Source organism: Psychromonas algarum, from assembly GCF_004376845.1.
Classification (GTDB): Bacteria; Pseudomonadota; Gammaproteobacteria; order Enterobacterales; family Psychromonadaceae; genus Psychromonas.
Genome location: NZ_SNUW01000003.1, coordinates 285422 through 299943, shown reverse-complemented (window position 1 = coordinate 299943; position 14522 = coordinate 285422). Strand labels below are relative to the sequence as shown.

Annotated in this window: 14 protein-coding genes; 13 read left to right on the top strand and 1 reads right to left on the bottom strand. The window is 32.6% G+C overall.

Annotation, left to right across the window (positions count from 1 at the left end):
* The first annotated feature begins 82 nt into the window (after window positions 1-82).
* The 3 genes from E2R68_RS03495 (at window position 83) to E2R68_RS03485 (ending at window position 3798) form a co-directional block, all read left to right on the top strand.
* Window positions 83-1846: a diguanylate cyclase domain-containing protein gene (locus E2R68_RS03495; protein ID WP_134276120.1), complete on the top strand. Its 1764-nt coding sequence runs from the start codon at window positions 83-85 to the stop codon at window positions 1844-1846.
* 80 nt (window positions 1847-1926) lie between these two features.
* Window positions 1927-3381 (top strand): tRNA uracil 4-sulfurtransferase ThiI, encoded by a 1455-nt coding sequence (thiI, locus tag E2R68_RS03490; protein ID WP_134276119.1) that lies wholly within the window; start codon window positions 1927-1929, stop codon window positions 3379-3381.
* Window positions 3382-3615: 234 nt separating this feature from the next.
* The gene (locus tag E2R68_RS03485; protein WP_208380106.1) at window positions 3616-3798 is read left to right on the top strand and encodes a DUF1737 domain-containing protein; all 183 of its coding nucleotides are present in this window, start codon (window positions 3616-3618) and stop codon (window positions 3796-3798) included.
* A 112-nt stretch (window positions 3799-3910) separates the two neighbouring features.
* Here the strand turns inward: E2R68_RS03485 and E2R68_RS03480 are convergent, their stop codons facing one another.
* Window positions 3911-4669: an ElyC/SanA/YdcF family protein gene (locus E2R68_RS03480; protein ID WP_134276118.1), complete on the bottom strand. Its 759-nt coding sequence runs from the start codon at window positions 4667-4669 to the stop codon at window positions 3911-3913.
* A gap of 114 nt (window positions 4670-4783) precedes the next feature.
* On the opposite strand from E2R68_RS03480, the gene E2R68_RS03475 reads away from it, so the two are divergent.
* The 10 genes from E2R68_RS03475 to E2R68_RS03430 all read left to right on the top strand — a co-directional run bounded on the left by E2R68_RS03475 (window position 4784) and on the right by E2R68_RS03430 (window position 14505).
* Window positions 4784-5563 carry a methyltransferase domain-containing protein gene (locus E2R68_RS03475; RefSeq protein WP_134276117.1) on the top strand — a complete coding sequence of 260 codons (780 nt, stop codon included), beginning with the start codon at window positions 4784-4786 and terminating at the stop codon, window positions 5561-5563.
* Between the two features lie 246 nt (window positions 5564-5809).
* On the top strand, window positions 5810-6307 hold the full coding sequence (locus tag E2R68_RS03470) for a hypothetical protein (RefSeq protein ID WP_134276116.1): 498 nt from the start codon (window positions 5810-5812) through the stop codon (window positions 6305-6307).
* Between the two features lie 103 nt (window positions 6308-6410).
* A complete protein-coding gene (locus E2R68_RS03465) occupies window positions 6411-7724 on the top strand; it encodes an O-antigen ligase family protein (protein WP_134276115.1) in 1314 nt (437 codons plus the stop codon).
* The gene (locus E2R68_RS03460; RefSeq protein ID WP_134276114.1) at window positions 7718-8926 is read left to right on the top strand and encodes an O-antigen ligase family protein; all 1209 of its coding nucleotides are present in this window, start codon (window positions 7718-7720) and stop codon (window positions 8924-8926) included. Before E2R68_RS03465 ends, E2R68_RS03460 begins: the two co-directional genes overlap by 7 nt.
* The gene (locus tag E2R68_RS03455) at window positions 8916-9884 is read left to right on the top strand and encodes an NAD-dependent epimerase/dehydratase family protein (protein WP_134276113.1); all 969 of its coding nucleotides are present in this window, start codon (window positions 8916-8918) and stop codon (window positions 9882-9884) included. The genes E2R68_RS03460 and E2R68_RS03455 overlap by 11 nt, the downstream gene beginning before the upstream one ends.
* The gene (locus E2R68_RS03450) at window positions 9881-10867 is read left to right on the top strand and encodes a glycosyltransferase family 2 protein (RefSeq protein WP_134276112.1); all 987 of its coding nucleotides are present in this window, start codon (window positions 9881-9883) and stop codon (window positions 10865-10867) included. Before E2R68_RS03455 ends, E2R68_RS03450 begins: the two co-directional genes overlap by 4 nt.
* Complete coding sequence (locus tag E2R68_RS03445; RefSeq protein ID WP_134276111.1) at window positions 10864-11760, top strand: glycosyltransferase family 2 protein; 897 nt, start codon at window positions 10864-10866, stop codon at window positions 11758-11760. The genes E2R68_RS03450 and E2R68_RS03445 overlap by 4 nt, the downstream gene beginning before the upstream one ends.
* A gap of 53 nt (window positions 11761-11813) precedes the next feature.
* Window positions 11814-12743 carry a glycosyltransferase family 2 protein gene (locus E2R68_RS03440; protein ID WP_134276110.1) on the top strand — a complete coding sequence of 310 codons (930 nt, stop codon included), beginning with the start codon at window positions 11814-11816 and terminating at the stop codon, window positions 12741-12743.
* A 48-nt stretch (window positions 12744-12791) separates the two neighbouring features.
* Window positions 12792-13694, top strand: a complete 903-nt coding sequence (locus E2R68_RS03435) for a glycosyltransferase family 2 protein (protein ID WP_347876574.1) — start codon at window positions 12792-12794, stop codon at window positions 13692-13694.
* 52 nt (window positions 13695-13746) lie between these two features.
* Window positions 13747-14505: a glycoside hydrolase family 16 protein gene (locus tag E2R68_RS03430; protein ID WP_166738792.1), complete on the top strand. Its 759-nt coding sequence runs from the start codon at window positions 13747-13749 to the stop codon at window positions 14503-14505.
* Window positions 14506-14522: the final 17 nt, after the last annotated feature.

Here is a 14522-nt window from a genome sequence, read left to right as displayed (position 1 = left end):
TAGATCTGCTTAACTGAACAATATAAATCACTGAGTTAGTATAAAAGTATTCGATAAACTGCAATAAAAAAGGATATTTATAGTGCAATTTATTCCTGAAAAAGAAGAAAAAATGATAGAGGCGAAAAAAGAGTACACAAAAAAAGACGTTTCTACCGATGAAGTAAAATTGGAAACGCGGGTTGAAAAGGAAATCAATCGCGATTCATCTGCTTTTGCTAAAGTGATGTCACAAATTAATATTGCCGGTTTAGATGAATTTAATGATGAATATCTAAAACTTAACAGTACTGATGAGCATCAGGTGTTTTCGGTTTTTCTTTGCGATATAGATGCATTTCAAGCCTACCAAGATAATCATGGAGAGCAAAGAACCTCTTTTATGTTGCTTGTTATTGGGCTTATTTTAAAAAAAATATGTGATAAACATGAATGTTTTTTAGCCTATCGAGAGCAAGGCGAATTTGCAATTTTATTTAAAGGTGGTAATAAAAAACAAGTTATTGTTATTGCTGAAGAACTTCGTGAAGCTGTTGAGTTCTCTGAAACTACTCACGATTTCTCCGATATTAGTGAAAATGTTATTTTAAATGTGGGTATTGCTAGTGGTCTCTTAAGTACTGCAAAATTATTCATACAGTGTGCTCGTGAGGCGCTCGTTAAGTTGGAAAGAACTTCTTCTGGCAATGTGAATTACTTACCAGTTGAAACCTATATTCAAAACACTGGAACTGTTATCGAAAACGATCCTTTAGAAATGCATGAAAATATAATGGATAGTGGTGAATTAAAGCCTTTATTAGTAAATGATGACCCTGAGTTAGAACTCCATACAATAGACTTTTCCAAAACAGAAGTAGATAAAGGTGATTCTGAAGAGTTTGAGCCATTATCTTTAGCTATTGATAATGTGATTGAATTAGGGGTTGATAAGTTAACTATTGCTTCAGATGAAGTAGATGAAGTAGATGAAAGCCTCTATGATGAATTAACTCCCTTAGCTACTGATAACAACTATTCGTTAGAGTTAGATACAATAGATATTGCTTCAAATGAAGTAGAGGAAAATATTCTTGAAAAAGCAGTATCTTTGGAAGTTGATAATAACCTAGGTACAGAAATTGATCCGCTAGTTATCCCTGAAAATGAAATAGATAAGAGTATTCATTTTAAGACAACGTCTTCCATTACTGATGATAACCTTAATGCTGAGTTAGCACTTTCAATTACTGATAATCCACTTGAGTTAGCAGAGGTGGCGCTAGATATTTCAACACCTAAATCAGGTGGAATGATTGACGAAGAGCCCATAGAAGAAGAGGTCAATGCTAATATAGGGTCAAGTTTACCAGTGCGTTTAATGGAGTTAAATGTTTATGGCCAATCAGCCCTAGATGATCGTTTCATTAGCATATGGACAGAGTGTGATGAACAACAGGAAGTGCTCTCTATGCTTATAGTTGGGGTCGACTATTATAGAGCATACTCAGATAATTATAATCAACAAATGAATACTGATACTTTAGTTAAGGTTGCTTCTTTAGCGGTAAAAAATTATCGAAGTCATAGTGCTTCTTTGTATTATATTGGCAATGGAGAGTTTGTGGTATTGGTTAAAAGAGACAATGCAACTAAAGCATTAAGGGCTGCAGAGAAATTACGTGAATTAGTTTCTGCTTCTAATATTGATCATAAGCACTCTAAAGTTGGTAAACAAATAACATTAAGTATTGGTTTGGCCTGTATATTCCCTGCTGATGGAGGCAGTATTGCTGATTTGAGAGGCGATGCTGATTATGCTTATGATATGGCTATCAGATCTGGGCGTGATCAAACCTACGTATAGAAGTCACTTTTATTAAACATTGCGCACAAATATGTAGTGCGTATAATTCGTTTTTCTTAAAATTAACACAGTGAAGTCCCATGAAATTTATCGTAAAACTTTTTCCTGAAATCATGATGAAAAGTAAACCTGTTCGTAAACGTTTTAGCAAAATGCTACAGGGTAATATTCGAAATGTACTTACTCGTCATGATGAAGATATCAAAGTTATTCTTGAGTGGGATAAAATTATTGTTCGTAGTGAAAATGATGATCCTGTTAATAAAGCAACGGTTATCCATTATTTAAAAAGTACGCCAGGCATTGCACATTTTTTAGAAGTGAGTGAAAGTACTTTTACTGATATTCATGATATCTACGAGCAAACCAAAGCGAGTTTTGGTGAAAGTTTAGCAGGTAAAACATTCTGTGTTCGTGCTAAGCGTATCGGTACCCATGACTTTGGTTCAAATGAAGTAGAACGTTATGTAGGTGGTGGTTTAAATCAGCATACAGATGCATTGTCAGTTAAATTAAAAAATCCTGATGTAACGGTTAATATTGAGATCAATGAACAAAAATTATTCATGGTAGATCAACGTCATCAAGGTTTAGGTGGTTTCCCTCTTGGTACTCAAGAGTCTGTGTTATCACTTATTTCAGGTGGGTTTGATTCAGGTGTATCAAGTTATCAATTATTGAAACGTGGATCTCGTGTGCATTACTGCTTTTTTAATTTAGGTGGTGCAGCGCATGAAATAGGTGTGAAACAAGTTGCTTATCACTTATGGGAGCGTTTTGGAGCTTCGCATCGTGTTAAATTCATTTCAGTTCCTTTTGAACCGGTTGTGGCAGAGATACTTGAAAAGGTAGATAACGGTCAAATGGGCGTTGTATTAAAACGTATGATGATGCGTGCAGCGGCAAAAGTAGCTGCTAATTTAGATATTGAAGGATTAGTGACAGGAGAAGCATTAGGCCAGGTTTCAAGCCAAACTTTACGTAATCTTTCTGTCATTGACCAAGTTACAGATACGCTTATTTTACGTCCATTAGTTGCGACGGATAAACAAGATATTATTGATTGTGCTCGTGAGATTGGTACTGCTGAAATATCTGAAACAATCCCTGAGTATTGTGGTGTTATCTCACAACGACCAACTGTAAAAGCTGTAATGACAAAGATTCAAAAAGAAGAAGATAACTTTGATATGTCATTGATCGATAAAGTCGTTTTTGATGCAAAGATTTTAGACATTAAAGATATTGTAACTGATGCAAAAAAACAACTGGTGGAAGTTGAGTCAGTTTCTGCTTTTGCTGTTAATGAAGTTGTATTGGATATTCGTTCTGCAGATGAAAAAGATGAAAAACCATTAGAGATTGATGGTGTTGAAGTACAACATTTACCTTTCTTTAAATTAAGTAATCAATTTGAAACATTAGCACAAGATAAAATTTATCTACTTTATTGTGAGCGTGGTGTCATGAGTCAATTACAAGCGCTTTACCTTAAAGAAGCAGGCTTTGAAAATGTGAAAGTGTATCGCCCATAATTATTTATCATAGTTAATTAGTTTAGTTACTTAGCACAGGTACTTAGTATGGTGATTTAACATTCCTTATAAATCATAAACTTTATCTATAAAACGGCATTTTAAATGCCGTTTTTTTATGCATAATGATCGGAACTCACAGTTTTGCTTAGGTAGTGTGGGAATTAATATGTCTTTTGAATGAATAGTCGTATGCTGAATTTAGATTCGCAGTACTAATAAAAGGATATTAATATGCCACACTCAATTGAAACTTATAAATTAATTACAGGTAAAGATGATTCTGAATTTTGCCGTCGGATAACTGAAAAGTTAAGTGAAGGTTATGAGTTGTACGGTTACCCAACGATGACCTTTAATGGGGAGCATGTTGTTGTAGGACAGGCGGTAATTAAAAGACCTGCTCGTTTGGTTTAAGATTGATTTAGAATACATAAAACCTTTCCACCTCCCATAATCAAAGATTCAAATTGATTACTAAAGTCCTGCTTGCAGGACTTTTATGTTTCTAAACTAAAAAAAACAATTGTTAGCGTAAAAACCATGCCTGTAATTGACCTAAATACTCATGTAGGGCAACTTGCGATTTATAGAGCTGATAAGCTGATGGTATATAAATATAGCTTGGTAATTTATGGTTATTTTCTTTTGCCAGGTACATTGCAGGGGCCGGGATAGGTGTTTGATTATATTGTTTAAATAACTTCATTGCTCTTGGCATATGTGTGGCCGAAGTGACCAAAGCTGCTTTTTTACCATCAATGATAGTTGCCATCTGTTGTGCTTCTTGATTGGTATCTTTTGTATCATCTAAACGAATAATTCTTTGTCTAGGGATAGTAAAGCTAATGGCTAATGTTTGTAATAGTTGAGCATGGCTTTGAGTGTCGCCAAACCCTGATCCAGAAACCACTATATAAGCATTTGGATTTGCATAATATAAGCGTAAAGCTTCACTAAAGCGACTTAATGCAGTAAATGACAGTTGTCCTGTAATAGGGATACTTTGATCATGAATGCCAGATGATCCCAGTACTAGAATATAATCCAATGATTGATGCGCATTTATGAGATCGGGGTACTGTCTTTCTAATGGCTTAACTAAATGATTCGCATTAGGTAATACACTAAAACTAAACAATATAATAAAACTACATAACACTAATATTTTTGCTGTTTTTTGACGCTGGGTAAAAAATAATAATAATAGGCTGATAAATAATAATAGTAATGAAAAAGGTAACGGCATAAGTAATCCACCAATCCATTTTTTTATGAGAAATAACATGCTTACCTTAAGTATTTATTTAATATTTGGTGTTATTTGAATTTAAGCTAATAGCTCTGAATTCAAGTATACTAATCATTTCTATGATACCTAAATAAATGAGAATTTAATCCTGTGATTGACCATAATTTTGATCCTATTGCACAAAAGTTTGTTAACAACATATATGGAAGTTATAAAGGTAAAATCCGCAAAGAAATTATTTGGCAAGAACTGCTCGATTGCATTCAGCGTTTAAATAAACCTGTATTAAGAGTATTAGATGCGGGTGGAGGCTTTGGTTTCTTTAGTCAAAAATTAGCAGGGTTAGGGCATCAAGTCACTTTGTGCGATATATCAGGAGAACTTCTTACGGTTGCTAAAACACAATTAAAGGGCAAGGTTTACGAGCAGAATGTACAAGTCATACATTGCTCTATTCAAGCATTAAATGAACATGTGGAAGGGAAGTTTGACTTAATATTAAACCATGCTGTTTTAGAATGGTTAGCTGACCCTGAACAAACATTATATTCTTTATTAAACTGGCTAAAGGATGATGGGCTTGTTTCTTTGATGTTTTATAATAAAGAAGCACAACGATTTTTTAACCTTATTTCCGGTAATTTAAACTTTGTGGAATTAGGCATGCCACGTAAAAAAGTTGTACGGTTATCACCTACTAATCCACTCTTTGAAGGTGAAGTGAAAACGTGGTTAAAGAGTGCAAATATGTCTATTTTACAAAAAACAGGTGTGCGTGTATTACATGATTATATGAAATCCCCAAAAACTTCAGAAACTAATTTTGAACAATTATTGATGATGGAAAAAACATACTGTCAACTTGAACCTTATGCATCATTAGGACGTTATACCCATTTGACAATTGCTAAAAACTCACCATCCAAATAAACTAAATTGACGCTTCATTTGCAAGGTGAAGTTTCTAAAGTATCACTAAAATTAAGCCAACCTTAAGTCTATCCATTCATCTTACTTTTGGGTCTTTTCTTTTAAATGCAAATATTTTTTTGATTTTATTTATAACAAATAATGATAAAATATCGTTTAAAACATGACAGTTAAGTTTAATTATAATAAACTATTTATAAAAGAGATCTATTTTTGTATTTACATTATTAAAAATAGGATATGGATATGAATAATTTAACGACTGCTACAGTATCTGCTGTTATGTTTTTTGGTGCATTTAATACACTTGTACCCACTCAAGAATCTAATTCATCTGGTATTTCTGTTACTAATGTGGGACCAACTGTAGATTCTGAAGCTGTATTAGCAAATACTCAGACTACCTTCGAACAATCTTCTCAGCCTCCTCAAATTGTACAATTAAGTGAGCCTGTTAACTCTAATCAACCAATTCCTGAACCTGCTATTGCAAGAACACAAGCTGTAGTTATAACACCTCCTGTTCAAGCAGAAAGCCAAACTACTGATACACCCGTTAATGTAGGAGCCGAATCTGATAATTTATTAGTGGCTACATTATTAAACGGACCCAACGAATCTAACTTTCCTGTTGAAAGTGCTTCTACAGGTGGTTTTCCTACTATTACGCTAGCAGCTGCCCCTCGTTCATCAGATTTTGGAGGGGGGACTGGTAGTGGTGGGAAGTCTGCTTCAGCAAATTAGCTTTAAAAACTGAATTTAAAAAATACTTTATTAGGTCGATGTTGGTCTGTGTGGACGAGCGTTTAATATAAAACTATATGATAAATAGCAAGGAAGCTAAAATATGAGCAGTAAATATGCCTTTTATCTACTTTGTTTTATTATTTGGTTTTCCCCCATCCCTCTAGGGGCTAATCGACCATGGGCATGGGGCTTAATTGAGTTACTCATCTGCATTAACACTTTACTTATTTGTTTTTGTTATCGGTTTAATCAAATATTTGAACGACTAAAACAAGTGAAAATTATTTTAGGTTTTATTGTCTTAGTTCAAATTTGGATCTTTATGCAATGGATTGGAAGCCTATATCCAAATTTAAGTTTTTTAAACTCCCTTGATCCAAGCCAAACTGAAATAGCACTAATCAAAGGTATTACTTATTGTTTGTTTATTATTAATTTAACGTTATTAGTAGAACGAACTGAAAGGGTAAAACAACTTTGTTTAATTATTATTCTTTCTGGGCTAACACAAGCACTTTATGCCATATTTTTACAATACTCAGGTTGGGAACATAGTTTACTTGGCTTTACTATTAGTGACCGGGCAACAGGATCATTTGTTTATAAAAATCACCTAGCTAATTATTTAGTGCTTTGTTTATCTATTGTAATCGGTTATTTGGTTGGTTCTTTAAAAGGAATCAATTCAATTTCTCAACGTGAAAAATTGACCGTGGTTATTGATACGTTGCTAAGTCCTAAATGGTTGATCCGTATTAGTATTATTATCATGGTTATTGCTTTAATTATGACCCGTTCTAGAATGGGAAATTCTGCTTTTTTTATCTCACTACTATTTACTAGCTTTTTAGCCTTAGTATTCATGAAACATCCACCTAATACTTTTAAGTGGTTAATTTTAAGCTTAGTCATCATTGATATTCTTGTTGTTGGAGCTTACTTTGGAATTGAAAAAGTAAAAGAGAGATTAGAAGCAACATCATTTCAAGCTGAAATTCGTGATGATGTAGTAATGGACTCAATTCCTTATGTGCAAACTTACTGGCTTAAAGGTAGTGGGGCTGGAAGTTTTTATTCAACATTTCCAACTTATCAAAGTGCTCCTTATAGTGGCTTTTATGATCATGCGCATAATGAATATTTTCAGTTTTTAGGGGAATTAGGCTTAATACTAAGCTTATTACTATTTGCTTTAGTGGTTTATGTTATGTGGCATAGCTTAACTATATTACGTAATAGTCGAAGTAAATTTAAACAAGGCCTGTCATTTGGAGTGTTAATGGCATGTATTGGTATGATCATGCATTGTAGTGTTGACTTTGTATTACAAGACTATGCAATATCATTATTGTTTATATGTATTTTGAGCTTGACCTTTCTGATTGAAAAAACATCAAAGGGGCTTAAATGTTAATTAATAAAAACCATTTAAATGCTTCAATTTGGGCTTTTATTGCAATCGTTGCTCTTATTTATAATTCAATGTTTGGTGCGTTAGCTATTTTGATTTTCCTCATTTCTGGGACTATTTTTTCGATTACTAATATTTCTTATACTATTGATATTTGTAAAAAAAATTGGATCTTATTTTTAATTCCTATATGGGGGCTATTTTCTGCTTTCTGGTCAGAGATTCCAGTTGCTGTTATTAGAGGAAGTGTCCAGTTAATCCTTACTACAATATTTGCGGTTGTTATTGCGAGTCGATTAAATATTACAATTTTATTAAGATCTGTTGCCATTGCAATGCTATTAGCTATGTCAATGAGTTTATTTTCAGAGCGAGTTGCATTAAATGGCCTTACTGGGGAATATAGTTTAATTGGAATATTTCATAGTAAAAATCATTTAGCCATTAATACAGCACTAAGTATTGCGGTTGCTTTAACTTTAACATTAGATAAGCATTCTAATTTGATTAGTAGACTGTTAGGCGGAGGATTATTTTTTATTTCAGCTTTAGTTTTAATTAAAGCAAAGTCTATTGGATCGTTAGGGGTTGTTGTATTAAGTATTTTAATGACTTTTTTGATTGTTTATTATCAAAATATTCGTATTCCTCTTGTAATTCGTCAACAACTGAACTGGGTAATAACTGTAACTTCTATATTAACTTTTTTATCTTTAGCAAGAGGTGTATTTTCAGGTACTTTTGATAACTTATTTTATAGCTTAGGAAAGGATCCTACATTAACGGGGCGAACTTATATTTGGGAACGAGGACTTGAACTTATTGAAGAGAATCCTCTTTTCGGAGTAGGTTCCCAAAGTGTGTTTTATGTTGGAAATGATGTCGCTGAAGATATATGGGAGTTTGCTCATGTTTCTTCAGGTGCAGGTTTTAATTTCCATAATATGTATATAGATATAACTGTTGAACTAGGTTTTATTGGCTTGAGCCTGTTCATGTTATTAATTATTTTATTTTTTAGAAAAATATTTTCATTACCAAGTATAGAAATAGGAAGTAGCTATTTTTTTGCAATATTAATTTTTACCTATTTATTTTTACAAACATTTCTAGAAGCTATTTGGATGGAGCAGTTTTCACTTACTCATCTTTTTCTCTGTATGGCATGGGGTTATTTAAAAGAAGGTATTAATAATGAATATTAATGAAGGTGTTATTGTTTTTGGAGGCTCAGGCTTTATTGGCTCTCATTTGATAAGTTATTTGATACAGTCTGGTTGTAAAAATATAGTCTCTTTAGATATTAAAGAACCTGTTGTTAAAGAGCCGGGTGTTGTGTATTTATTAAAAGATGTACGAGATCTAGGTGATCTTGAAATTTACCCGAGTATTACTCAAATTTATAATTTTGCAGCAATTCATACAACACCTGGGCATGAACACCATGAATATTATGATACGAATATTTCTGGGGCTTTAGAAGTTTGCAAATATGCGGAAAAAGCTAATATCAAAGAGATAGTATTTACAAGTTCTATTTCAGTATATGGACCAGGGGAAGAACAAAAAAAGGAAGAATCAGCTTTAAAACCTATTTCATCTTATGGGTACTCAAAAATGTTGGCTGAAAATATCCATAAAGATTGGATGAAAAGAGTAAGTGATTCAAATTTAGTTATTGTACGTCCAGCTGTTGTTTTTGGTGCTCGTGAAGGTGGTAATTTTACTCGTTTAGCTACATTACTTAATAAAGGTTTCTTTATCTATCCTGGCCGGAAAGACACTATCAAAGCTTGTATTTATGTGGAAGATTTACTAGATGCCATTGAATTTGCAAAACAGCAAAAAGAGAAGCTAATAATATTTAATGGTGCATATCACCATGGTTATACATTAGAAAATATAATCTCTATTTTTAAAGAAAATCATTTTAAGAATGTAAAAACATTTTTAGTACCAAGAGTTATAGTCACAGGAATAGCAAAGTTTTTAAGAATGTTTAATGCCTTCAATATCGGAATTCACCCCGATAGAGTAATGAAATTAGTGCAATCAACGGATGTATATCCTGGGTGGTTAGTGTCTAAAGGTAAAATATTTGATCAAGGATTAAAATCTGCTTTACAACGTTGGTCAAATAATACATCAGGGACCTTTAAATGAGTGAATTAAAAAACATTATCATAATACCCTGTTTGAATGAAATTATGCATATTGAATTATTGCTTAATAATTTGTCAGAGCTAATTGATATTCCAATTATAGTTGTTGATGGGGGAAGTTCTGATGGAACTCAAGCGGCAGTTATGAAAGTCGCAAATGAAAATCCACAGGTAAAATTATTAAAAAACCCTAAGAAAATTCAAAGTGCGGCAATAAATCTTGCTGTTCAGACTTTCGCTTTAAATTCAGAATTTTTTATTCGTCTTGATGCTCATGGAGATTATCCAGATGATTTTGTTATGACATTAATTAACGAAGTAAATAAAGAAAAATCAGACTCTGTGGTTGTAACAATGGATACAGTTGGAAGTTCTTCTTTTCAAAGTATGGTTGCAATAGCACAAAACTCTAAATTAGGTAATGGAGGTTCTGCGCATCGTAATGTTAATCATAATGGTAAATGGGTTGAACATGGACATCACGCGTTAATGAGAGTAAGCGCTTTCTTAGATGTAGGTGGTTATGATGAAAGTTTTATTGCGAATGAAGATGCTGAATTGGATTTCAGACTAGTACAAGCGGGCTATAAAATTTGGCTAACTGCAGAAACTAATATGAAATATTATCCAAGAAATTCAATCACAAAGCTAGCTATTCAATATTACCGTTATGGTTTAGGACGAGCAAGCAATGCTTTGAAACATAAACAAATCCCCAAACTTAGGCAACTAATTCCATTGTCTGTATTTCCTTGTTTTCTAATGGCATTGTTAAACCCGTTGAACATATTGACTGTATTACCATTTATTAGCTGGCTAATTTTATGCTTAGGCTATGGCGTTTTATTAGCTTTGAAAAATAAAAATTTAATATTGGTCTTATCTGGGGGAATTATAGCTACGATGCATATGGGCTGGTCTATCGGTTTTTGTAAAAAATTATTATCTAATAGTTTTCATCTTTTAGTAGGGAAGCTGAAATGATGAATGTTTGCATTGCCATTTGTACATATAAAAGGCCGGAAATTAAAAAAACATTAATTTCTATTGCTGAACAAGAGTTAGTTGAAAATTTCAGCATTGAAATAGTAGTTTCAGATAATGATAAAACTGATGTAGCTCGAGACTATATAGAAAAATTAAGTAGAGAGTTAGAGTTAAAATTAATATATATACATGCCCCCCAAAAAAATATTTCTATTGCTAGGAATGCTTGTCTAGAAAATAGTACAAGTAATTGGTTTCTTACTATTGACGATGATCAAATTGTAAGCAATACATGGGTTTCAGAAATGATAATGAGGGCTAAAGTCACAAGTGCAGATGCTGTATTTGGCCCCGTTATAGCAAAATATCCTTCTAATACTCCTGATTGGATAAAAAAAGGAGATTTTCACTCGCATAAACCTGTGTTTATTAATGGAAATGTCGAAACTGGGTATACAGGAAATACGTTAATACGGTTGGATTCTGAGTTTTTTAAAGATAAAAAATTTGATTTAACATTAGGCAGAAGTGGAGGTGAAGATAGTGCTTATTTTTCAGCTGCATTTCAACGAGGTGCAAAATTAGAATTTGCAGAAAAAGCGGTTGTATTTGAACCTGTGCCAGAGCAACGTAATAATTTCAAATGGTTAATTAAAAGAAAATTTAGATATGGCCAAACTTCAGGAGCTAAAATATTAAACTCTAATAAATCTACTATATCGTTTGTATTATCAATATTAAGTAGTTTGAGTAAAGTTTCATTTTGTTTATTTATGAGTGCTATCTCGGTATTTAATAAAACAATATCTTATTCATGGTTCTTACGGGGAGTATTACATATTGGAGTTATATCTAAACTTTTAGGTAAACATGAAATTCTTCAATACTAGTTTGAATGTTATATCTTTTAATATCGTGAGTAAGAGTTATTTAAGAGGTTCAAATGCAAAATAATCATAATCATATCGATGTCTCTATCATTATTGCAGCATGGAATTCAGCATCTTTTATCAAAAAAGCTATCGATTCTGCGTTACAGCAAGTAGGAGTTAATGTGGAGGTTATTGTAGTAGATGATTGTTCAACGGATGATACTTGTGTGGTAGTCAAAAGTTATAGTGATTTAAGAGTTCGATTAATTTGTTCTGAATATAATGGAGGCCCTGGAGCCGCTAGAAATATCGGTTTTAATGCGGCACAAGGAGAGTGGATTGCTGTTTTAGACTCAGATGATACCTATCAGCCTTTTAGGTTAAGTCAAATGTTAGCTGCTAGTAAAGATAATGTAGATGTCTTGATAGATAATTTTTATGGACAAATAGAGGGGGAACATACCCTGATACCTTACTTTCATAGGAATGAATTACCTGTAGGGGTATTTACATTACAATTTTTAATTCAGTCAAATATGATTTATACAAAGCAAAAGTCGACAGGGTATATAAAACCCATTTTTCGTCGTAGTTTTATTTTTTATCATAATATTAAGTATTGGCCAGAAATTAAAATTGGTGAAGATTATTATTTCCTTGCATGTTGTCTTGCGCAAGGAGCGAAGGCAATTGTTGTAGATGTTTGTGCTTATGTATATACGATCAGATCAGGCTCCATATCTGAAATAATGACTATTTCTCATTTTGAACGTTTATTATCTTCAGATGAAAAATTTTTAAAAAAACACACATTAACCAAAGAGGAAAAAACTGCACAGCAACTTAGGACAAAAAATCTATTACGAGGGAAAAATTTCCTTTATTTAGTAGAAAGATTAAAGAAAAAAAAGCTTTTTCCAGCGTTAAAAATTGCTTTATTAAGCCCTAGTTCTGTAGCGCTATTGTGGTTTCCGATTCGTAAACGGTTATTTGGGTATTAATTTATTTATAAATATAAACTTAATAGATTGGAGATGATATTGAAAATAGTGGTTGCTATACTGACAACAGGGGTCAGAAATAAGACTTTTAAAATATGCATTGAAAGTCTTTTTAGGCAAAATATACCTTCATTTATTGATATGGATATTTTGGTTGTTGAAAATAATCAAAAAGCTTTATCATCTATTACGCAAATTATAGAGCCTTATAAAGAACATTCTAATATTAATATTTTTCACTGTTTAGAAGTTAAGCCTGGAATTCCTTTTGCACGTAATTGTGCATTATCATTTGCGCAAATCAATGGTTATAGTCATCTTGCGTTTATAGACGATGATGCTTTTGCTGTTAATAACTGGATTCATGAATTAACTATCGATATTGATAGCTTTGATGTTGTTTCAGGACCTCAATGTGCATTATTTCCAGAAGATATTCCCTCGTTTTTTAAGTTAGCCAAAGTTTACCGTGAACGAGTCATTAATCACAATGCAGATATACAATGGGCGGCAACTAATAATGTGTTGATCTCTATTGATACTTTAAAACGTTTAAATTTACGCTTTAATGAAACACTTATTCATGGTGGTGAAGATAAAGAGCTTTTTTTAAGAGTTTCTAAGCTTGGAGGTAAAATTAAATGGCGCTCAAATGCGGTTGTTAAAGAACATATTGTTAGAGAAAGATTAAATCTTAAATGGGCTTTAAATCGAACATTTAGAATGGGGGCTACTGGCTTTAAAATTGAAAGTTGTAATAAAAACCGTCATAAAACCTATTTAATTTGCCTATTCAAAGGAAGTGCATATTTATTAAAAGGTTTCCTCTCCTTTATACCATTTCTTATTAGCTCAAAATATTCAATATTAGATTCTTTATGTGACATTTCACATGGGCTTGGCTTCTTTTATGGTATTTTTACAAGGGGAAGGGTGAAGTCTTATGCATAAATGTCAATTAATTGTGTTCTTGTTTTTGTTGTCATTTAAAAGTGAATTTCTAATGGCTGAAGAGTGGGCGTTAGTTTGGAGTGATGAATTTACTGCATCAAGTACACCAGATAGAAAAAAGTGGAATTATGAAGTTGGCTATTTGCGTAATAGTGAAAAGCAGTTTTATACATCCGCTGATAAAAAAAACTCAAGAGTCGAAGGGGGATTTTTAATTATTGAAGCTCACAAAAGAGAATCATCTTGGTATGCATTTTTTTTTGATAGTTTTACTCAACCTGAATATACATCTTCAAGCTTAACTACAAAGGGAATAATTAGTTGGCGTTATCCTCGCATTGAAGTTAGAGCTAAGTTACCTCAAGGTGTAGGAGTATGGCCTGCTATTTGGTTACTTGGCTTGGACCCATATAAGAAAGGTTGGCCTGCTAAAGGAGAAATCGATCTTATGGAGTATGTTGGTTTCGATGAAAAACATATTCATTTTGCCGTTCATACCAAAAATAAAAATCATACTTTAAAAAATGGAGTTAACCACTCCTTGCTTGTGAGAAATTTACTAAATAAATTCCATACCTACGCAGTTGAAGTCAAGCCTGAGCGTATTGATTTTTGGTTTGATGGTGCACTGAAATTTAGTTATTTAAAAGAAAGTGATGCTTATGAAGCATGGCCGTTTGATACTCCTATGTATTTGATAATCAATCTTGCTATTGGTGGTGGTTGGGGAGGGAAGAAAGGGATTGATAACAAAATATTCCCTCAAAAATTTGTAATTGACTATGTTAGAGTTTATCAAAAAATGGAATAGGAATGTACTTTAATTAT

Excerpts from the sequence above, each read along its gene's own strand:
- thiI (WP_134276119.1), top strand. The coding sequence starts at position 1,927 with ATGAAATTTATCGTAAAACTTTTTCCTGAAATCATGATGAAAAGTAAA.
- E2R68_RS03485 (WP_208380106.1), top strand. The coding sequence starts at position 3,616 with ATGCCACACTCAATTGAAACTTATAAATTAATTACAGGTAAAGATGAT.
- E2R68_RS03480 (WP_134276118.1), bottom strand. The coding sequence starts at position 4,669 with ATGTTATTTCTCATAAAAAAATGGATTGGTGGATTACTTATGCCGTTA.
- E2R68_RS03470 (WP_134276116.1), top strand. The coding sequence starts at position 5,810 with ATGAATAATTTAACGACTGCTACAGTATCTGCTGTTATGTTTTTTGGT.
- E2R68_RS03465 (WP_134276115.1), top strand. The coding sequence starts at position 6,411 with ATGAGCAGTAAATATGCCTTTTATCTACTTTGTTTTATTATTTGGTTT.
- E2R68_RS03460 (WP_134276114.1), top strand. The coding sequence starts at position 7,718 with ATGTTAATTAATAAAAACCATTTAAATGCTTCAATTTGGGCTTTTATT.
- E2R68_RS03455 (WP_134276113.1), top strand. The coding sequence starts at position 8,916 with ATGAATATTAATGAAGGTGTTATTGTTTTTGGAGGCTCAGGCTTTATT.
- E2R68_RS03450 (WP_134276112.1), top strand. The coding sequence starts at position 9,881 with ATGAGTGAATTAAAAAACATTATCATAATACCCTGTTTGAATGAAATT.
- E2R68_RS03445 (WP_134276111.1), top strand. The coding sequence starts at position 10,864 with ATGATGAATGTTTGCATTGCCATTTGTACATATAAAAGGCCGGAAATT.
- E2R68_RS03440 (WP_134276110.1), top strand. The coding sequence starts at position 11,814 with ATGCAAAATAATCATAATCATATCGATGTCTCTATCATTATTGCAGCA.
- E2R68_RS03430 (WP_166738792.1), top strand. The coding sequence starts at position 13,747 with ATGGCTGAAGAGTGGGCGTTAGTTTGGAGTGATGAATTTACTGCATCA.